At 62.5% G+C, this 19,394-nt stretch carries 24 protein-coding genes; 5 read left to right on the top strand and 19 right to left on the bottom strand.

The window, feature by feature from the left end:
- Nucleotides 1-20 precede the first annotated feature (20 nt).
- Nucleotides 21-1,601 (bottom strand): methyl-accepting chemotaxis protein, encoded by a 1,581-nt coding sequence (locus AC3WOG_RS01975; RefSeq protein ID WP_492576419.1) that lies wholly within the window; start codon nt 1,599-1,601, stop codon nt 21-23.
- Nucleotides 1,602-1,861: 260 nt separating this feature from the next.
- Here AC3WOG_RS01975 and AC3WOG_RS01970 point away from each other — a divergent pair, with 260 nt between their 5' ends.
- Nucleotides 1,862-2,152 (top strand): YciI family protein, encoded by a 291-nt coding sequence (locus AC3WOG_RS01970; protein WP_492576418.1) that lies wholly within the window; start codon nt 1,862-1,864, stop codon nt 2,150-2,152.
- A gap of 64 nt (nt 2,153-2,216) precedes the next feature.
- Here the strand turns inward: AC3WOG_RS01970 and AC3WOG_RS01965 are convergent, their stop codons facing one another.
- From AC3WOG_RS01965 to AC3WOG_RS01945, 5 genes are all read right to left on the bottom strand, one after another.
- Nucleotides 2,217-2,834, bottom strand: a complete 618-nt coding sequence (locus tag AC3WOG_RS01965; protein ID WP_492576417.1) for an SCO family protein — start codon at nt 2,832-2,834, stop codon at nt 2,217-2,219.
- A 4-nt stretch (nt 2,835-2,838) separates the two neighbouring features.
- Nucleotides 2,839-3,744, bottom strand: a complete 906-nt coding sequence (gene cyoE / locus AC3WOG_RS01960) for a heme o synthase (RefSeq protein WP_492576416.1) — start codon at nt 3,742-3,744, stop codon at nt 2,839-2,841.
- 6 nt (nt 3,745-3,750) lie between these two features.
- Nucleotides 3,751-4,860, bottom strand: a complete 1,110-nt coding sequence (locus AC3WOG_RS01955) for a COX15/CtaA family protein (RefSeq protein WP_492576415.1) — start codon at nt 4,858-4,860, stop codon at nt 3,751-3,753.
- Between the two features lie 22 nt (nt 4,861-4,882).
- Complete coding sequence (locus AC3WOG_RS01950) at nt 4,883-5,545, bottom strand: SCO family protein (protein WP_492576414.1); 663 nt, start codon at nt 5,543-5,545, stop codon at nt 4,883-4,885.
- Between the two features lie 67 nt (nt 5,546-5,612).
- Nucleotides 5,613-6,329 carry an SURF1 family protein gene (locus tag AC3WOG_RS01945; protein ID WP_492576413.1) on the bottom strand — a complete coding sequence of 239 codons (717 nt, stop codon included), beginning with the start codon at nt 6,327-6,329 and terminating at the stop codon, nt 5,613-5,615.
- A gap of 111 nt (nt 6,330-6,440) precedes the next feature.
- Between AC3WOG_RS01945 and AC3WOG_RS01940 the strand changes: the two genes are divergently transcribed.
- Nucleotides 6,441-6,650 (top strand): twin transmembrane helix small protein, encoded by a 210-nt coding sequence (locus AC3WOG_RS01940; protein WP_007179452.1) that lies wholly within the window; start codon nt 6,441-6,443, stop codon nt 6,648-6,650.
- Between the two features lie 177 nt (nt 6,651-6,827).
- Here AC3WOG_RS01940 and AC3WOG_RS01935 read toward each other — a convergent pair whose 3' ends face one another.
- The 8 genes from AC3WOG_RS01935 to AC3WOG_RS01900 form a co-directional block, all read right to left on the bottom strand.
- The gene (locus tag AC3WOG_RS01935; protein WP_492576412.1) at nt 6,828-7,685 is read right to left on the bottom strand and encodes a cytochrome c oxidase subunit 3; all 858 of its coding nucleotides are present in this window, start codon (nt 7,683-7,685) and stop codon (nt 6,828-6,830) included.
- Between the two features lie 131 nt (nt 7,686-7,816).
- A complete protein-coding gene (locus AC3WOG_RS01930) occupies nt 7,817-8,026 on the bottom strand; it encodes a DUF2970 domain-containing protein (RefSeq protein WP_341313338.1) in 210 nt (69 codons plus the stop codon).
- Nucleotides 8,027-8,059: 33 nt separating this feature from the next.
- On the bottom strand, nt 8,060-8,677 hold the full coding sequence (locus AC3WOG_RS01925; RefSeq protein WP_492576411.1) for a cytochrome c oxidase assembly protein: 618 nt from the start codon (nt 8,675-8,677) through the stop codon (nt 8,060-8,062).
- Between the two features lie 43 nt (nt 8,678-8,720).
- A complete protein-coding gene (locus AC3WOG_RS01920; RefSeq protein ID WP_341313340.1) occupies nt 8,721-8,855 on the bottom strand; it encodes a cytochrome oxidase small assembly protein in 135 nt (44 codons plus the stop codon).
- Between the two features lie 108 nt (nt 8,856-8,963).
- On the bottom strand, nt 8,964-10,577 hold the full coding sequence (ctaD, locus tag AC3WOG_RS01915) for a cytochrome c oxidase subunit I (protein ID WP_492576410.1): 1,614 nt from the start codon (nt 10,575-10,577) through the stop codon (nt 8,964-8,966).
- 44 nt (nt 10,578-10,621) lie between these two features.
- Nucleotides 10,622-12,220 carry a cytochrome c oxidase subunit II gene (coxB, locus tag AC3WOG_RS01910; RefSeq protein ID WP_492576409.1) on the bottom strand — a complete coding sequence of 533 codons (1,599 nt, stop codon included), beginning with the start codon at nt 12,218-12,220 and terminating at the stop codon, nt 10,622-10,624.
- Nucleotides 12,221-12,286: 66 nt separating this feature from the next.
- Nucleotides 12,287-12,760: a DUF2244 domain-containing protein gene (locus AC3WOG_RS01905; RefSeq protein ID WP_492576408.1), complete on the bottom strand. Its 474-nt coding sequence runs from the start codon at nt 12,758-12,760 to the stop codon at nt 12,287-12,289.
- Nucleotides 12,761-13,052: 292 nt separating this feature from the next.
- Complete coding sequence (locus AC3WOG_RS01900; protein WP_492576407.1) at nt 13,053-14,018, bottom strand: methyltransferase domain-containing protein; 966 nt, start codon at nt 14,016-14,018, stop codon at nt 13,053-13,055.
- 84 nt (nt 14,019-14,102) lie between these two features.
- Between AC3WOG_RS01900 and AC3WOG_RS01895 the strand changes: the two genes are divergently transcribed.
- Complete coding sequence (locus AC3WOG_RS01895) at nt 14,103-14,897, top strand: phosphoribosyltransferase family protein (protein WP_492576406.1); 795 nt, start codon at nt 14,103-14,105, stop codon at nt 14,895-14,897.
- An 18-nt stretch (nt 14,898-14,915) separates the two neighbouring features.
- Nucleotides 14,916-15,386: a tRNA (uridine(34)/cytosine(34)/5-carboxymethylaminomethyluridine(34)-2'-O)-methyltransferase TrmL gene (gene trmL / locus AC3WOG_RS01890; RefSeq protein WP_492576405.1), complete on the top strand. Its 471-nt coding sequence runs from the start codon at nt 14,916-14,918 to the stop codon at nt 15,384-15,386.
- Here trmL and AC3WOG_RS01885 read toward each other — a convergent pair.
- The 5 genes from AC3WOG_RS01885 to AC3WOG_RS01865 all read right to left on the bottom strand — a co-directional run bounded on the left by AC3WOG_RS01885 (nt 15,359) and on the right by AC3WOG_RS01865 (nt 18,353).
- The gene (locus AC3WOG_RS01885) at nt 15,359-15,919 is read right to left on the bottom strand and encodes an O-acetyl-ADP-ribose deacetylase (RefSeq protein WP_492576404.1); all 561 of its coding nucleotides are present in this window, start codon (nt 15,917-15,919) and stop codon (nt 15,359-15,361) included. The two genes, trmL and AC3WOG_RS01885, sit on opposite strands and share 28 nt — an antisense overlap.
- 96 nt (nt 15,920-16,015) lie before the next feature.
- A complete protein-coding gene (locus tag AC3WOG_RS01880; RefSeq protein WP_492576403.1) occupies nt 16,016-17,014 on the bottom strand; it encodes an NAD(P)H-dependent glycerol-3-phosphate dehydrogenase in 999 nt (332 codons plus the stop codon).
- Nucleotides 17,015-17,036: 22 nt separating this feature from the next.
- Nucleotides 17,037-17,507, bottom strand: a complete 471-nt coding sequence (secB, locus tag AC3WOG_RS01875) for a protein-export chaperone SecB (protein ID WP_492576402.1) — start codon at nt 17,505-17,507, stop codon at nt 17,037-17,039.
- Between the two features lie 160 nt (nt 17,508-17,667).
- Nucleotides 17,668-17,931 carry a glutaredoxin 3 gene (gene grxC / locus AC3WOG_RS01870; RefSeq protein WP_492576400.1) on the bottom strand — a complete coding sequence of 88 codons (264 nt, stop codon included), beginning with the start codon at nt 17,929-17,931 and terminating at the stop codon, nt 17,668-17,670.
- Nucleotides 17,928-18,353: a rhodanese-like domain-containing protein gene (locus AC3WOG_RS01865; protein ID WP_341313351.1), complete on the bottom strand. Its 426-nt coding sequence runs from the start codon at nt 18,351-18,353 to the stop codon at nt 17,928-17,930. The genes grxC and AC3WOG_RS01865 overlap by 4 nt, the downstream gene beginning before the upstream one ends.
- Before the next feature lie 137 nt (nt 18,354-18,490).
- Here AC3WOG_RS01865 and gpmA point away from each other — a divergent pair, with 137 nt between their 5' ends.
- Nucleotides 18,491-19,237: a 2,3-diphosphoglycerate-dependent phosphoglycerate mutase gene (gpmA, locus tag AC3WOG_RS01860; protein WP_492576398.1), complete on the top strand. Its 747-nt coding sequence runs from the start codon at nt 18,491-18,493 to the stop codon at nt 19,235-19,237.
- The last annotated feature ends 157 nt before the right edge of the window (nt 19,238-19,394 follow it).

Here is a 19,394-nt window from a genome sequence, read left to right as displayed (position 1 = left end):
GTCCCGCGAGATGGGAAATATCACGATTGCATATGGTTATGCACTGCATCGGCGCCGTTCACGCGGAACGCACTCACCGTGTCGCGCAGACGCCCCGCCTGATCCTGCAACGAAGCCGCCGCGGCCGCCGCCTGTTCGACCAGCGCGGCATTCTGCTGCGTCACTTCGTCCATCTGCGTGACCGCGCGGCCGACCTGTGAAATGCCACTGCTCTGCTCTTCCGACGCCGCGGCGATCTCGCCCATGATGTCGGTCACGCGCTGCACCGCTTGCAGGATCTCGCCCATCGTCGTGCCGGCCTGCTGCACCAGCGTCGAACCGTTGTTCACACGCTCCACCGACGCGCCGATCAACTGCTTGATCTCCTTGGCCGCGGTCCCCGAGCGCTGAGCGAGGCTGCGCACCTCGCCCGCCACGACCGCGAAGCCGCGGCCCTGCTCGCCGGCGCGGGCCGCTTCGACCGCCGCGTTCAACGCGAGGATGTTGGTCTGGAACGCAATCCCTTCGATCACGCCGATGATCTCGGCAATCTGCCGCGAGCTGTCGTTGATCTCACCCATCGTGCCGATCACGCGCTTGACCACGTCGTTGCCGCGCGTCGCGATTTCCGATGCGTTGTGCGCAAGGCCGCTCGCCTGACGCGCGTTGTCGGCGTTCTGCTTGACCGTCGCGGTGAGCTCTTCCATGCTCGCCGCGGTCTCCTGCAACGAGGCCGCCTGCTGCTCGGTACGCTGCGACAGATCGCCGTTGCCGGCGGCAATCTGCTGCGTCGCCGACGCAATCGATTCCGCCGAGCGGCGAATCTCGCCGATGGTCCGTTGCAAACGGTTCTGCATGTCGTGCATGGCCGCCATCATGCTGGTGGACTCGTGCGGCCGAACCTCGACGACTTGCGTCAGATCGCCCTTTGCGATGCTCGCCGCGAGCCTCGCCGCCTGATCCGGCTCGCCGCCGAGACTCGCGCGCACGTTGCGGATGATCAGCACCATCGCCAGCGAAATGACCGCGCCGATCACCAGCACGACGGCCAGGTGGCCAAGCAGCGTTTCATAGTAGACCGTGTCGATATCCTTGATGAACACGCCACTCGTGATGTTCCAGTCCCACGGCGCGAAACGCACCACGTAGCTGATTTTCGGCACCGCGGTTTCGCTGTGCGGCAGGCGTCCGCGATATTGCGCGAAGCCACGCCCGTTCGCTTTGGCGGCGTCGACGATCGACACGTACAGCAGCTTGCCGTCCGGGTCCTTGAAATCGCCGACCGGCTTGCCGTCCATTTGCGGCAGCGTCGGATGCATCAGCACGACCGGCTTCGAATCCATCACGAACAGATAGCCGGATTCGCCGTAGCGCATCGTCGCGAGGCGAGCGAGTGCTTCGCGCTGCGCGTCGGCCTCGCTGATCTTGCCGCCCTGCGACAACGTGTAATAGCCGTTCACGACGCCCTGCGCTGCTTCGACGAGGTTCACCATGCCCGCCTTGCGCTCGGCCAGCATCGTGCTGCGCGTCTCGACCGCGCTCCACAGCCCGACGCCGAGCAACCCCAGCCATACGAGCGCGAGCGACAGCCATAGCTTGCGATTCAAACTCATTCTGCTCATTGTTGTGGTCTCTTTCGTGTGGTTTGTTTCCTGTTCGCAGTCGGGCCGCGAGCGCGCTTCCGGCCTGATACGCAAACGATTGCCACAGTTATATCGGCATGACAGGCGTGCAACTTGAGGAAGCGGTAAGGAAACCGGCGACCCGGCGAGAAGGCCTTGCGCACGAATTGACCCCGCGCAACAAATCGTCCGCTGACCGATAATGGAAGGCCGTTGGCCGCAAGCACAGGCGGCCGCCTCAATCGTTCACGAGACCGCCCATGTACGTCATCAATCTCATCTACACCGCGCCGCTCGAGCGCATCGACGACGCGCTGGAAGCGCACCGCGCGTTTCTGACCAGACAGTTCGAAGCAGGCGTGTTCGTGGCCGCCGGCCCGAAGGTGCCGCGCGACGGCGGCATCATTCTGGCGGTGCGCATCGAGCGCGATAAGCTGGATGAGATTCTCGCCAGCGACCCGTTCGCCGAGCAGAAGCTCGCACGCTACGAGGTGACGGAGTTCAAGGCGACGCGGCTGGCGCCGGGGGTGAATTTGCCGATCCCGGCTTGAGGGTTATAGCGGCAGAGTTTTGAAACGGGCGCGCGGTTGACGCGCGCCCGAGTACATCAAAGCATCAACCCAGCAGCAGCTTGATATCGTGGACCCATGGCGTCGCGCCCTGGCCGTCGCGCGCGAAAAGTCGCAGCTTGCCGTCCGGGTCGAACACATAGCTCGCCGCGGTGTGATCCATGGTGTAGCTGTCGGGCGTCTTGCCCGGCACCTTCGCGTAATAGACGCGGAAGTCCTTAGTGATCCTGGTGAGTTGCGCCTGATCGGCCGGACGCAAACCGACGAACGTCGGGTTGAACGCCGGCACGTACTGCGCCAGCAAGGCCGGCGTGTCACGCTCCGGATCGACGGTGACGAACAGCACCTGCACGCGTTTCGCATCTTCGGGGCCGAGTTCCTTGAGCGCTTGCGAGAGCTCGGCCATCGTCGTGGGACAGACGTCCGGACAGTGCGTGTAGCCGAAGAACAGCACCACGACTTTGCCCTTGTAATCCGCCAACGTGCGGATTTTGCCGTCGGTGTCGGGCAGCGAGAAGTTGTTGGCGAATTGGCTATTGCCAGTGATATCGACGTTCTGGAACGCCGGCGGCTGCTTGCCGCAGGCGGCTACCAACAGCGCGCCGCCAAGCGCGCAAGCAATCACGGCAGCGCGCGCCGTGCGCGCGAAGCGGTCTTTGAGCATGGTGTTACGCGCCGATCACGACGCGCGCATAGTGGTCGATCAACAGTGCGGCGAACAGCAGCGACAGATAAACGATCGAGTAACGGAAGGTTTTACGCGCCAGGTCGTCGGAATATTCCCGATAAATCTTCCACGCATAGGCGAGGAACACGGCGCCAAGCAGCACCGCTGCCGCGAGGTACACCACGCCGCTCATGCCGGAGATAAACGGCATCATCGTGACCGCGAACAGGATCACGGTGTACAGCAGAATATGCAGCCGCGTGTACTTCTCGCCGTGCGTGTTCGGCAGCATCGGCAAACCGGCATTTTCGTAGTCTTTGCGGCGATACAGCGCAAGCGCCCAGAAGTGCGGCGGCGTCCACACGAAGATGATCAGCACGAGAATCCATGCGTCGCCCGGCACGTGACCTGTGACCGCGGCCCAGCCGAGCGCCGGCGGCATCGCGCCCGAAGCCCCGCCGATCACGATGTTCTGCGGCGTGGCCGGCTTCAGCAACAACGTGTAGACGACCGCATAGCCGACGAAAGTCGCAAGCGTGAGCCACATGGTCAGCGGATTGGCGAACGTATAGAGCGTCCACATGCCAAGCCCGCCGAGCACGGCCGAAAACAGCAGGATCTGCATGGTGGTGATTTCGCCGCGCGCGGAAGGCCGCCACGAGGTGCGACGCATCTTCGCGTCGATTTTCTGTTCGACCAGGCAATTGATCGCAAACGCCGCGCCGGCAAGCAGCCAGATGCCGACAGTACCACCGATCAGCACGGTCCACGGCACCATGCCCGGTGTCGCGAGGAACATGCCGATCACTGCGCAGAACACAGCGAGCTGCGTGACGCGCGGCTTCGTCAGGGCGATGTACTGGGAAACCCGGCTACCGGGCGTTTGGGAGAGTGTTGTGCTGTCCATGTGGGGTCACGCTGGCGCGGCATCGCGCGCAGGCAACACGGCGCGGCCGGGACGGCTATAAGCGATTCGAAAGTTTAACATAACGAGCAGAAGCAGCAGGATCGCGGCGCCACCGTTATGCGCGACCGCAATGGGCAACGGCCATTGCAGGACGATGTTCGACAAGCCGGTGATAAATTGAATCAGCACTACCAGCAGCACGCCGTTCGCCGGCCGCCGCAGCGACTCGAAACGGCGCAGTTTCAGCGCGAACCACACCAGATAGGCGACCACCACGATCGCGAACGTGCGATGGGTCCAGTGGATCGCCACTAGCGCGTCTTGCGTGATCATGTCGCCGTCGCCGGTCATACCGAGCGCGCGCCACAGGTGGAAGCCGTGCGCGAAGTCCATCGGCGGGAACCATTGGCCGTTGCAGGTCGGGAAATCCGTGCATGCGAGCACCGCGTAGTTCGTGCTGACCCAGCCGCCCAATGCGATCTGCACGACCAGCAGCACGAGGCCCGTCATCGCCGCCGCACGCCAGCGCGCGGCTTCGGGCTCGTAAGCGGGCAGCGGCGTCTGCCGGGCGGCCAGCCAGCCGAGCGTGCCGAGCAGCGCGAGACCGAGCAGCAGGTGGGTGGTCACGATGATCGGTTGCAACTTCATGGTCACGGTCCACGCGCCGAACGCGCCCTGTACGAGGATCAACAGCAACAGCGAAGTCGGCCACCAGGGCAACACATGCAGCGGGCGGCGGTTGATACGTGCGGTCCATGCGATCAGCGTCTGCGCAATGATCAGAACACCGATCGCCATTGCGAAGTAACGGTGGATCATCTCGATCCAGGCCTTCGTCATGCTGACCGGCCCGGTAGGCATCGCCTGATGCGCGGCGGTAATCGCCGCATGTGCGATGAACGGTGATGAAGTGCCGTAACAGCCCGGCCAGTCCGGGCAGCCGAGACCGGAATCGGTGAGGCGCGTGAAGCCGCCGAACATCACCAGATCCAGTGTCAGGAAGGTGGTGAGCCAGACCAGCTTGCGGAATTTGTTGTCGTCGGCCTTGACCCATACATAGGAAAGCGGCAACAACGCGATACACAAGCCGATCAGAGCCAGTTGCAGTACAAACATCTCTCTTACCCTTGTTGCGGCATCAGCCGATGCTCGACCATTTGAGCAGCTTCGTCACATCGCCCTTGATCTTGCTCGGGTTCGGATCTTTCGGAAAACGCATCATCAGGTTGCCGTTCGGATCGACCATATAGATGTGGTCGGTGATTTTGGTGCCGTTGTCGGTGGGCAGCCACGCGGACACCTGCGCCGGGTCGGCGATCAGCATGTCGGTGTCGGGATAGGCCTTTTGTATCACGTCGGCGACGTTCCCTGCATCGGTGCGCAACCACACCTCGACGACGCGCTCGCGCTCGGGACCCTGGGCTGCGCGGATTTGTCGCATGAAGTACAGCTTGGTGACGCAAGCTTTGTCGCACGCGCTGCCGTCGACAGAGATCAGCAGCCAGCGGCCGCGAAGCGAAGCGAGCTTGAGCGGCTTGCCGTCTTCGCCGGTCACGACGAGCGACTCGGGGATCGGCCGCTGCGGCTCGACCAGCTTGCCGTAGCTCGTGCTGCCGCCAGCGGGCTTGATCACGTAGTACGTGAAATACGACACGACGATCGGCGCGGCGCAGATGATCGCCAACAGCAGCAGCATCCAGCGGCCGCGCTTCCACGATCCCTCGCCATTCGGTTGGCCGGGAATCACTTTCGGAGCAGCGGGTTTGCCGGCTTGCGGCGAACGGGGAGATTGCGTCGACACTACAGGACCTCTTTCGATGATTGCGCGGTTTCGGCGGCGCATAGGCCGGGCAACCGCGTGCGATGCATTACACGCTCGGCGCGTGCTCTTTCTTTGCCGCGCGGCGCGCGGCGTACAGACCAAAAACCAGGGCCGCGATCGCCATGCCCCACCACTGGAACATATAGCCGTAGTTGCGCTCGACGCCGCTCGTCGGCGCCGGCCAGTCGCGCACCAGCTTGTCGCCGTCGTCGCTCAATTGCTGGATCACGAACGATTGCAGCGGCAAACCGGTTTCCGCGGCGTAGGCGGCAGTATCCAGATTCTGGCGGATCGGCTGATGTGCGGCCGAACCGCCCTGCCCCAACTCGAATGCGCGCGAGGCATCGGCCCGCGCTATGCCTTCGATTTCGATTTCGCCTTGCGGCGTGGTGTACGGCGCAATGGTCTCGCGATTGTTGATGTTGCGCGGCAGCCAGCCGCGATTGACCAGCACATATCCGCCGTCGGCCAGTTTAAAAGGCATCACGACGTAAAAGCCCGGCTGATCGTTATACGGACGATTATCGAGGTAGACGACTTTGTCCGTGACGAAGCTGCCGCGCGCCTTCACGCGATGGAATTCGATGTCCTTCAGTTCGACCGGCGCGGCGCCGACCGGCTGCGCCGGCGCGTTTTCGAACTGCGTGATGTGCGCTTCGAGCGCTTCCTTCTGATGCGCGCGGTCGCGCTGCCAGAAACCGAGTCGCACCGTCACCGCAATGACCAGCAGAATCAATAGCGCGGGAATCCAGCGGATCTTCATCGAAAGCACCCCACTACCGCTTGCGGCACCGCCTGGAACACACGGCAGACGTTGGCGCGCGGTGCGATAATAGCTGTCTTGCCTCTGCGCTTTCCCGTTTCAGTTGGTTCCATGCACATTCTCGTTCCCATCGCCTTTGTCCTGATCATCGCCAGCATGGTGTCGGCGCTGTACTTCATGATGCATGACAAGGGCAAAACCAAACGGATGGTTTGGTCGCTCGCCACGCGGGTGGGCCTGTCGATCTCGCTGTTCCTGTTCATCCTGTTCGCACACTGGATGGGCTGGATTCAGTCGACCGGTATCCCTTACGGGCGTTGAGCGCTGCGCAAATAATCCGCTTCATCAAGCAAAACGCCGCCCTGACAGGGTCGAGGGCGGCGCTGCATAGTCTTGCATACTGCTCGTGCGCAGCGCCCCTGAAGAGCTTTGCGCGAACGGCCTGCACATTCCAGGTAACCGATTCCCGGTAACCGGTACCGCGCAGGCCTGACTGCGTTACAGCCAGTACACGACGACGTACAACCCGAGCCACACGACGTCCACAAAGTGCCAGTACCAGGCAGCGCCTTCGAACGCGAAGTGATGCTCTGCAGTGAAATGTCCGCGGATCATCCGCACCAGCACCACCGCCAGCATCGTGCCGCCGAGGAACACGTGGAAACCGTGGAAGCCCGTCAGCAGGAAGAACGTCGAGCCATACACACCCGAGGCCAGCGTCAGGTTCAGTTCGTTGTACGCGTGGAAGTATTCGAAGCCTTGCAGGAACAGGAAGCAGACGCCGAGCACGAGCGTAGCAGCCAGCCAGGCGATTGCCTTCTTGCGATGATCTTCGCGCAGCGCATGGTGCGAAACCGTCAGCGTAGCGCCCGACGACAGCAGCAGCGCCGTGTTGATGGTCGGCACCGGCCACGGCTGCATCGACTTGAAGGTCGACACCAGCGCTGCCGGACCGTTGTTCGGCCACACCGCGGAGAAATCCGGCCAGATCAGCTTGTAGTCGAGGCTGCCGAGCTGATGCAGCGCGATCTCACGGGCATAGAACAGTGCACCGAAGAACGCGCCGAAGAACATCACTTCGGAGAAGATGAACCAGCTCATGCTCCAGCGGTACGACTTGTCGACATTTTTGCCGTACATGCCGCCTTCCGATTCCGCGATCGCGTCGCCGAACCAGTGCCACAACGTAAAGAGCAGCCACAACAGACCGACGACGACGCCGATCGGCGCCAGAGTATGGTCATTGATCCAGGCCGCAAGCGATCCGAGCATGACCAGCAATCCGACCGCGGCGCTGATCGGATGCCGCGACGGATGCGGTACGAAATAGTACGGGCTCTCGTTTTGACCGCTCATTCTTGATTCTCCACTTCAGTCCAGTTGTTCCGGAATCTCCGGCTGTATCTTCGGCGGCGCGTCGATACCGCACCGCTTCACTCTAATTCGTGGGCTTTGCTCCGCCCTGCACTACTCGCCTGCCTGCAGCCTCAACCCACTACGGCGTGCACGATCAGGATCAGCACGCCGATCAGGATGGCTACGCTGATCAGCGCTGCCGCAACCACATGCAGCGGGTTCAACTGCGTCGCGTCCGCTTCCAGATCGCGCCGCTTGCGCACCCCGAAAAACGACCAGAACACGGCTTTCATCGACTGGCCGAAACTGCTCTTGCGCGGACCACCGCTGTTATCGCTCATACGTCTTGTATTCCTTCGCCCGCGGCAACGCCGTCAGGCGGGATTGGCGGTGGTGGCCGACGTCTTGTTGGCCGCGGGTGCCGCGGTACCGGCCGCAGCCGGCGCCAGCGTGTTCAATTCAAAGAACGTGTACGACAACGTGATCGTTTTCACATCCTTCGGCAACTTCGGATCGACCACGAACACCACTGGCATCCGCTTTGTCTGATTCGCCGTCAAAGTTTGCTGCGTAAAGCAAAAACATTCGATCTTCTTGAAGTACTCGGTCGCCAGCTTCGGCGCGTAGCTCGGAATGGCCTGCGCCTGAATCGTGCGCGCCTGTTCGTTGCTGACCTCGTACATCACCGTCGTCACTTCGCCCGGATGCACGTCCAGACTACGGTGCTCTGGCTTGAAACCCAGCGGACCGCGCGCGTTCGCATCGAATTCGATCGAAATCGTGCGGCTCATGTCGACCTGCGTGTTCTTCGCCTCGCGCGCCGTTGCATCACGCTGCACAAGGTTATTGATGCCGGTGATCTGGCAGATCGCGCGGTACATCGGCACCAGAGCAAAACCAAACCCGAACATCATCAGCGCGACGACGAAGAGTTTGATCAGCATCGAACGGTTAAAAGAGCGGTCGGCCTGAGCCGGCGGTTGCGTCGACATCTCAATCCTCAACAAACCTGCACACCAGACTCGAGTGGCCGCGTCAGGAGAACCACCACTGCTTGATGATGACGCTCGCGAAAAAGACAGCAGCAATCGCGAGCATCACAAAACCTATCCGCTTGTTGCTCGCGCGAATCTGTTCCGGGGTACGTCTTTCCTGTGGATTGCGCGTCATGCTCGACTTTCTGAATACTTTCGTGACTACCGGGTTGCAGCCACCGCTGGGGCGGCTGCCCGGTTCCGGCGCACTGCTGCAGGAACCGGACACTTCACCGAATGCCGATTACTCGACGGTCGGCGGGTTTTCGAACGTGTGGAACGGAGCCGGGCTCGGCACAGTCCATTCGAGGCCCGTCGCGCCATCCCACGGCTTGTCGCCCGCTTTTTCAAGCTCGCCACCGCCACGATAGGCCGGCAGCGCGACCGCGAACAGGAAGTAGACCTGTGCGAGACCGAAGCCGAATGCGCCGATCGTGATGACCTGGTTCCAGTCGGTGAACTGCGCCGGATAGTCAGCGTAACGACGCGGCATACCTGCGAGACCGACAAAGTGCATCGGCAGGAACGCGAGGTTGAAGAAGAACATCGACGCCCAGAAGTGGATCTTGCCGCGCGTTTCGTTGTACATCCAGCCGGTCCACTTCGGCGCCCAGTAATACCAACCGGAGAACAGCGCGAACAGTGAACCCGCAACAAGCACGTAGTGGAAGTGCGCCACCACGAAATAAGTACCGTGATACTGGATATCGAGCGGCGCCATCGCGAGCATCAGGCCCGAGAGGCCACCGAACGTGAACACCAGCAGGAAGCCGACCGCGAACAACATAGGCGTTTCAAAGGACAGCGAACCGCGCCACATCGTTGCGACCCAGTTGAACACCTTCACGCCCGTCGGCACTGCGATCAGCATCGTCGCGTACATGAAGAACAGCTGGCCCGTCACCGGCATGCCGGTTGCGAACATGTGGTGCGCCCAGACCATGAACGACAGAATCGCGATCGACGACGTTGCGTACACCATCGAGCTATAGCCGAACAGCGGCTTGCGCGCGAACGCCGGGATCACCTGCGAAACGATCCCGAACGCCGGCAAGATCATGATGTACACCTCGGGGTGCCCGAAGAACCAGAAGATATGCTGGTACATCACCGGGTCGCCGCCGCCTGCCGCGTTGAAGAACGACGTGCCGAAGTGGCGATCGAACAGCACCATCGTGATCGCGCCTGCCAGAACCGGCATCACGGCGATCAGCAGGTAAGCGGTGATGAGCCACGTCCAGACGAACATCGGCATCTTCATCAGCGTGAGACCGGGCGCGCGCATGTTCAGGATCGTCACGACGATGTTGATCCCGCCCATGATCGACGAAGCACCCATCAAGTGGACCGCGAAAATCGCGAAGTCCATGCCCGGGCCCATCTGCGTCGACAGCGGTGCGTACAGCGTCCAGCCTGCGGCGGTCGCGCCGCCCGGCGAGAAGAACGAACCGACCAGCAGAACAGCAGCCACCGGCAGCAGCCAGAAGCTGAAGTTGTTCATCCGAGCGAAAGCCATGTCCGATGCGCCGATCTGCAGCGGCACCATCCAGTTCGCGAAGCCGACGAACGCCGGCATGATCGCGCCGAACACCATGATCAGGCCGTGCATGGTGGTCAACTGGTTGAAGAACTCGGGACGCATGATCTGCAGACCCGGCTCGAACAGCTCGGCACGGATCATCAGCGCCATCACGCCCCCGGAGAGGAACATGGTGAACGAGAAGATCAGGTACAGCGTACCGATGTCCTTGTGATTGGTTGCGAACAGCCAACGACGCCAGCCATGCGGCGTTTCGTGGGCATGTTCGCCGTGCACGTGCTCGTGGCCCGCGACTACATCGTGTCCGATGCTAGACATGACAATCTCCTAAAGCGAATACTGCGGTGCTGACCATGAACACGTCAGGCAGCCGGGCTGATCTGAACACGCCGGGCTTCTTTCGCGTCGGTGCCGCCCGTGATCGTTTCCGGCTTCTTCAAAATGATGTGGTCTTCGGCGATGCCGGCTGCTTTCAACGCGTCGCGCACGGCTTCGGCGCGGCTTTTCGCGAGATTCGCGTTGATATCGGCCGAACCGGTGGCGTCGGTGAAACCCGACAGCGTGAATTTCGCGTCCGGATGCGCCTTCGCGTAGGCCGCGGCGGCGTCGACGGCTGCTTTCGCGTCGGCCGGCAGCGTGCTCTTGCCGGTCTCGAAGTAGACGTTTGCCGGCAATGCCGCAGCGTTGTCCGAACCGGCCGAAGCCGTGTCGGCACCCGAGGCTGCCGCCGCGCCGCTAGCCGCAGCGCCCGCCTCGGCCAGATGGTTGCCGCCTTCCGGCAGCTTGCCGTTACGGGCGTCCAGCACTTGCTTCGGCTGGAGAAGGTCGCCGGTGTGGTTGCCCCACGAATTACGTTCGTACGTGATGACCGAGGCGATTTCGACGTCGTTCAACGTCGGCGCCCACGAAGGCATGGCGTTCTTGCCCTTCAGCACCAGGCTCACGTGCTCGGCGAGCGGGCCGTTGGCTATCTTGCTACCGTCGATCGCCGGGAATGCGCCTGCGCCCTTGCCGGTCGGCTGGTGGCAGACCGCGCAGTTGGCTGCATACACCTTGCCGCCGCGCTCCATCAATTCTGCGAGCGTATAGGTTTTGTTCGGATCGTCCTGGCCGGCGGCCATTTTCTTCTTCTGCGTGTCGACCCACTTCGCGTAGTCGTCGGCGGACAGCACCTCGACCACCACCGGCATGAACGCGTGTTCCTTGCCGCACAGTTCGGTACAGAAGCCGCGGAACGTGCCGACCTTGTCAGCCTTGAACCACGTGTCGCGCACGAAGCCCGGAATCGCATCCTGCTTCACGCCGAAAGCCGGCACGTACCAGGAGTGGACCACGTCGTTCGCGGTGGTGATGATGCGGATTTTCTTGTCGACCGGGACGACGAGTGGATTGTCGACTTCCTGCAGGTACGTGGTGGAAATCGGCTGGCGGCCATCGGTTTCCGCACGCGGCGTAGCCAGCGTGGACAGGAAGTTGATGCCCTCGCCCGGACCCTTCACGTAGTCGTAACCCCATTTCCACTGGTAGCCCGTGACCTTGATGGTGACGTCGGCGTTGGTGGTGTCCTTCATCGCGACGACGGTCTTGGTGGCGGGGAGCGCCATCAGCACGACGATGACGAACGGCACGATCGTCCAGATGATTTCGACGGTGGTGCTTTCGTGGAAGTTAGCAGCCTTGTGACCTTTCGATTTGCGGTGGGCAAAGATCGAATAGAACATCACAGCGAACACGCCGATGAAGATCACCGTGCAGAGAATCAGCATGAACGTGTGGAGGCTGTAGAGCTCCTCAGCGATTTTCGTCACAGGCGGCTGGAGATTGATCTCGTTGACGGCGGGGCCGCCCGGAACATCGCCCACTGCCAGGGCGGCACCGGCGAAAAGCAGTCCGCTCATCGCCAGCACACCCATGAGGGCTCGCTTGATTGTTTTCATAGCTTCCTTACCCAAAATTTCCATTCAAACCCTCGACCCCGCTGGCAGGCTGCCCCGCGCTCCCCGTGAACGCCGCGCGCCTCGACGCGTCTAACAACGCGTGAGCCACATACGCAATTCGCCTGCGAACTGCGCGCGCCGATACTGCGCGAGATGTTGCCCGATCATGATCGTCTGGCCGCGCGAGACTAGTTTGATCTGGTCACGCGGCGTTGCGCCCGCCTCGATCCGCACCCAGCGCGGATTGAATTCGAACTGCGTGAGCCGCTCCGCGCTGACCTGCTCGATGACGAGCCGGTTCTGAAACAACCGGATGCGCTCGTAATCGACAGCATGGCGCGCATAGATGGCAAACGCGATGCCCACCGCCAGCAATTCAATACCGGTGAACGGCAACACCAGCCAGGCGCCGACCAGAACCAGCATGAAAGCAATTGTCAGCGAGAACAATGCAAGCGACACGTAGAAACATACGAATTGCCGCGGCGATATCGAACAGTTGCGTTTCATCGTCCAGTCTTTGAGGACTGGTTCCGAATCCGCCAGCAGATCTGATGCATCCATCGCTGCCTCCCGCGAATCGCCGCTCGCGGCCACGCTTGCGACCACTGCTTCCGGTCACTCAATAATCGCCGCGTCACCTCATACTGCAGCCCTGCGCCTCGGGCCTGTCGCCCCAAATGTGGGAACTCCGGGCGACAAACTGACGCATTATAGGCGCGATCCATAGCATCCACAAGCAAGCCTCTATTGGCTCACAAGCCAGGCGCGACAAGCCTCCGCGCCGTTTTGACGCACCATCCCGGCGTCTTTTGAAGCGGTAATTTCAGACATAACAGATGTCCTCTTTACCGCTTCAACGATTCTTCGACGAACCTCGTCCGATATCCTCGATCCGCACGATCCCATAACCCTCCGCTGTGGTACGCGGCACGGCTTTCCATGCGTGCCCATAGATCACTTCGAAGGTCAGCGCAATCGTGCCGTCGGCACGCCGCCGGGCTTCGAGCGCCGCCAGCAAAGCCCGGTGCAGCCGGCGCGCAGACGAATTCGACAGCGCTTCGCGCTCGAACGGATACGCGCCCCAACGGCGCACGTCCGCGAGCAGCGACTCGGGCGACTTATAAGTAATAGTCAGCGTTTCCTGGTCCATTACGGGGATTTCGAAACCGCTCTCGACCAGCATGTCGCCGAGATCGTGCATGTCGACGAAGTCAATCACATGCGCGCGCGAGCTCACACCGTGCGCGGCCTCGACCTCGGCGTATGCGCCACGCAACTCTTTCAGCGTGTCGGGGCCGAGCGTGCTGAACATCAGCAGGCCGTTCACTTTCAGCACGCGCTGCCACTCGGGAAACACGAGATCCGGCCGCGAGTGCCAGTGCAGCGCGAGATTGGACCAGATGAATTCGAAGGCGCCGGCAGCGAATGGCAGCACGGAGAAGTCGGCCTGCGCAAATCGCGGACCGCGCGCGCCGAGCGCCTTGCCAAGCGTTGCCGGCAGAAAGCGGCGCCAGCTCGTGTCGCCGGAATCGTGCCGCAGCGCGCGGCTGAGCATGGCATGCGACAGATCGGTGCCGAACACGGGTGCCTCGGGGAAGCGTTCGCGCAACGAGGGAATGTCTTCGCCCGCGCCGCAGCCCGCGTCGAGCACGCTCGCCGGCGTGACCTTGATGTAGTCGAGACGCTCGCGCATGCGCTGCGCGATTTCGCGCGGCAGGAAGGCGACGTCGTCGAAGGTCGCTGCACGGCGGTCGAAAATCCGCCTGAGGCGCCGGGAATCATAGGCCGGACGGCCAGATTGAGCGGGAGTTGGGGACATGGGTGTCGTACTGGCGAAGAGCCCGAAGTATACTCGCTCGCTTCCTTCCCTTCAGCGTGAAAGGCCTTCGCGGGCGGTCCAATCATGCCATTTCGCATTTTTTCTTCGTCTTCCGGAAGCCCGACCGCGCGTTTTGCGCGTTTTGCGCGCGGCTTGCATTCGGCATGGCCGCACGTGGTGCACGCCGCGCTGCCGAACCTGTGCGCGCTATGCGGCAATTTGTCGCATAAGACGCTGTGCGCCGGTTGCGACGATGCGTATTGGAATGAAAGCAGATTGCGTTGCACGGTGTGCGCCGTTCCGTTGTCCGGCACGCGGCACGCGGGTCGCGCGCACTTTTGCTGTGCGGATTGCATCGGTGAGCCGCCGCCGTTCGACGCGACCTTCGCGCTCGCCGACTACCGCGCGCCGCTCGACGCCCTCGCGCTCGGCCTGAAATTTCGCGCTCGGCTCATGCTGGCGCGCGAATTTGCGCAACGCCTTACGTGTCTTGCGGAGGACTCGCTAACCGATGCGTCGGCATGGCCCGACGTGATCGCGCCCGTGCCGCTCGCGAACCAACGCCTGGCCGAACGCGGCTACAACCAGGCTTGGCAAATCGCCAAACCGCTGGCCCGCGCGCTGAACGTGCGCAGCGATGCGACCCTGCTGCATCGGCTCGTTCACACCGCGCCGCAATCGCGGCTCGACCTCGACGCGCGCCGGCTCAACGTAGGCCGCGCATTCCACGTCGCGAAACCGGTGCAGGGTCTGCACGTCGGCATCGTCGACGATGTAATGACGACCGGCGCCACACTCGAAGCGCTGGCGCGCACACTGAAGGCAGCCGGTGCGCGGCGCGTCACTAACTTCGTCGCGCTGCGCACGCCGAAAAACTAGTCTCCACCTGAAACCATCATGTTCAATGTCGTTCTCGTCGAACCGGAAATTCCGCCGAACACCGGCAACGTCATCCGCCTGTGTGCCAACACTGGCGCGCGGCTGCATCTGATCGAGCCGCTCGGCTTTCCACTCGACGACGCCAAACTGCGTCGCGCCGGCCTCGACTATCACGAGTACGCGCAAATGAACGTGCACGCCGATTGGGCAGCGTTCATCGCCAAGGAGTCGCCCGATCCGGCGCGCATGTTCGCGTTCACCACGCGCGGCTCCGGCCGCTTTCACGAGCACACATTTCAATCCGGCGACTGGTTCGTCTTCGGCGCGGAAACGCGCGGCCTGCCCGACACGGTGCTCGATCAATTCGCCAACGAGCAGCGGGTGCGTCTGCCGATGCGGCCGGACAACCGCAGTTTGAATCTGTCGAACACGGTCGCGATCGTGGTATTCGAAGCGTGGCGTCAGACCGGCTTCGAAGGCGGCGTCTGAGGGCGCTTCAATTCGCGCTTCAATTCTATTTCGTAGCGCGCGAGCATCGCGTCGTCGAAACAGGCGAACATCACGTGTTCGATGCCGGGCGTGCGCGGCAACGTTTCGAGTACGGTGTCGACCGCGATCTGCACGGCTTCGTTAGCGGGAAAATGGTAGATGCCGCAACTAATCGCGGGAAACGCAATGCTCCTGCACTGCGCCTGATGCGCCACTTCGAGCGAGCGCTGATAGCACGAGGCAAGCAGGTCCGCCTCGCCGCGCGCACCGCCCTGCCAGACCGGACCGACCGCGTGAATCACGTGCCTGGCCGGCAATCGATAGCCTCGGGTGATTTTGGCGTCGCCGGTCGCGCAGCCGCCGAGCATCTCGCATTCGCGCAACAATTCCTGGCCGGCCGCGCGATGAATCGCGCCATCCACGCCACCTCCACCCAGCAACGACGTATTCGCGGCGTTGACGATCGCATCGACGGCGAGCGTCGTGATGTTGACCACACGCGCCTCTAACGTGCAACGATTGAAAGTGAGCATGGGAACCTCGCTGGTCCGAAGCGTCGATAAGACGTGGACAGCAGCGGCGGGCAGCCGTTCAGCGCGTTTGCGCGCCAAACGGCTGAAAGACAGGACTTATTCGGCTTTCGAATCTCGCCGCAGCAGGGCGCTGACGGCGTCACGCGGGGCCACGCCGTCGAACAGCACGGCACAGACCGCCTGAGTGATCGGCATCTCGATCGCATGCGCACAAGCGATCGCCAGAACGGCTTGCGCACAACGCACACCCTCGGCTACGTGACCGAGGCCGCCGAGAATATCGTCGAGCGTACGGCCAGCGGCGAGTTGCACGCCGACCGTGCGATTGCGCGACAGATCGCCCGTCGCAGTCAGAATCAGATCGCCCAGCCCGGTCAAACCGGTGAACGTCTCCGCCCGTCCGCCGAGCGTCACGCCGAGACGCGACATTTCAGCCAGGCCGCGCGTGATCAGCGCCGCGCGTGCATTCAGACCGAGGCCGAGGCCGTCGGCAATGCCCGTCGCGATCGCCAGCACATTCTTCACCGCGCCGCCCACTTCCACGCCGACGACGTCGTCGCCGGTATAGATGCGCATGGCGCCATGATGGAACGCGGCGACCGTACGCTCGCGGCAAGCCGCCGACGCACTCGCGATCGTCAACGCAACCGGCAGGCCCTGCCCGACTTCGCGCGCGAAGCTCGGACCGGACAGCACGCCGTTGCTGCCGTGCCCCGGCAGTTCGGCGGCGACCACCTGATGCGGCAACAACTGCGAGTCGGCCTCGAAACCTTTGCACAACCACACCACATGCGCCGGCACCTTGCCCGCGTCGTGCATCGCCCGGAACAGACCGCGCAGACCGGCCACGGGCGTCGCCACGACGCACAGGGCGTCATCGGCGAGCGCGTGATCAAGCGCGGCGCTCAAGTCCGCTTCATAGCGCAGCGCCGGCGGCAAAGCAACGCCCGCCAGATAGCGGGCGTTTTCATGCGAAGCGGAGAGATCGGCAACGAGCGCGGGTTCGCGCGCCCACAACACCGTATCGTGCCGCACGGCCAGATGGCCGGCGAGCGCTGTGCCCCATGCGCCGGCGCCGAGAACGGCGACCTTCATAGCCGGCACCGCGTGCGACGCGTTAATGCGTGACGCCGTTTTGCGCCGCGCCGTCCTGGCTGCCCATCTGCGCGAGACGTTGCTCATACAGGGCCTGGAAGTTGATCTCGGCGAGGTGGATCGGCGGGAAACCTGCGCGGGTGATCGCGTCGGCGATGTTCGAGCGCAGGTACGGGAACAAGATCGTCGGGCAAGCAATGCCGACCAGCGGATCGATCTGCTCAGCCGGGATATTGCGGATGTCGAAAATGCCGGCTTGCTTGGCTTCGATCAGGAACGCAACCTTGTCCGACACCTTGGCCGTCACGGTACCCGTCACGAGGATTTCGAACACGGTGTCGGCGAGGCGCTCAGCCTTCACGTCGACTTCGACTTCGACCGACGGCATTTCCTGCTCGAGGAAAATGCCCGGCGAATTCGGCTGCTCGAGCGACATGTCCTTCAGGTAGATGCGCTGGATATTGAAGAACGGCTGGTTATTCTCGTCGGACATGATTGGATGATTCCCTGATTTATATACATGGCGGCGGCCCATTCATTCACGGACCGCCAGATCGTTGCAGCGCATCGCCGCCCTTGCAGGGGCGCCGATGCGCCGGCTTGTTTCGTTCCACCCAACTTGCGCGCCGGCTGGCGCGCAAGTTCAGGCGGCTTCAGGCAGCAGCTTCGAGCAGCGGCATCAAACCGCCCGCGCGATCGAGCGCGGACAGATCATCGTACCCGCCGACATGCGTCTCGCCGACGAACACCTGCGGGACCGTGCGACGGCCGGTCCGGCTCATCATTTCTTCGCGACGGGCCGGATCCTTGTCGATCAGTACCTTTTCGACGTGCTCGACGCCGCGCGACTTTAAAAGACGTTCGGCCATCTGGCAATACGGGCACACCTGGGTGCTGTACATGATCACTTTGTTCACTTCGCTGCTCCTTGTTTCACCACCGGCATGCCGGCCTTCTGCCAAGCGTCGACACCGCCTTCGAGAACGTGGACTTCGGCGAACCCTGCATCCTGAACGATACGCGCCGCCTTGTTCGACTGCTGGCCGGTCTGGCATACCAGCAGCACCGGGTTGCTCTTATTCTTCACGAGTTGCGCGACTTTCGCCTGCAACTCCGCAAATTCAAGATGCCGTGCCGCGGGTAGATGGCCCTTGGCAAAATCAGCCGACGGACGCAGATCGATGACCGCCGCATTGCGACGGTTGATCAGTTGGGTAGCTTCAGCGGCCGACAGGCCGCCGCGGCCACGCCGGCTGATCGTCGGCCACAGCAGCAATCCACCGGAGATGAGGACAATCGCGATCAGTACAAGGTTTGTGTAATCAGTGAAAAACTTCACGGAAAATCCGCCGAAAAAGAGAGAAATCGAAAAGGGCAATTCGCCCATTATAAAATAACCGTTTGACGCGATGGCGGCGCTCCTCAAGACGGGCCTCGCAGCGCTTTACCGCTTCCTTACTACCGACCGGCAATCTCATGTACAAACTCGTTCTCATCCGCCACGGCGAATCGACGTGGAACAAGGAAAACCGCTTCACGGGCTGGGTCGACGTCGACCTGACCGAGCAGGGCAATCGCGAAGCGCAGCAAGCCGGCCTGCTGCTGAAGGAGTCCGGCTACACGTTCGATATCGCCTATACGTCGGTGCTTAAGCGCGCGATCCGCACCTTGTGGCACGTGCAGGACCAGATGGATCTGATGTATCTGCCGGTGGTGCATTCATGGCGTCTGAACGAACGCCACTACGGCGCGCTGTCGGGACTGAACAAGGCCGAAACCGCCGCCAGGTTCGGCGACGAACAGGTGCTGGTCTGGCGCCGCAGCTACGACACGCCGCCGCCCGCGCTGGATCCGTCGGACGAACGCGCGCCCTATAACGATCCGCGCTACGCGAAGGTGCCGCGCGAGCAATTGCCGCTCACGGAGTGCCTGAAAGACACCGTTGCGCGCGTTCTGCCTTTGTGGAACGAGTCGATCGCGCCGGCCATCAAGTCGGGCCGCAAGGTGGTGATCGCCGCGCACGGCAACTCTATCCGCGCGCTGGTGAAGTATCTCGACAACATTTCGGACGACGACATCGTCGGCCTGAACATTCCGAACGGCGTGCCGCTCGTTTATGAACTCGACGAGAACCTGAAGCCGATCACGCACTATTATCTGGGCGACCAGGAAGCGATCGCGAAGGCGCAAGCCGCTGTCGCAAGCCAAGGCAAGGCGGGCTGATTCCGTCGAGCTGCCGCAGCCCTGCGCTGAACAATGCAGCAAGGCGCGGCAAACGGGCGGCGCCTGCCGGCAACACATACCGGTAAGCGCGGCCCGCATCGTGTCCAGCGCGCTTGCGGCCGCGATCCGCCTGTTACGGCACGTTACTTCGGCGTTG

This window comes from Paraburkholderia sp. FW306-02-B, assembly GCF_058782725.1.
This window is presented reverse-complemented; position numbering and strand designations above follow the sequence as displayed.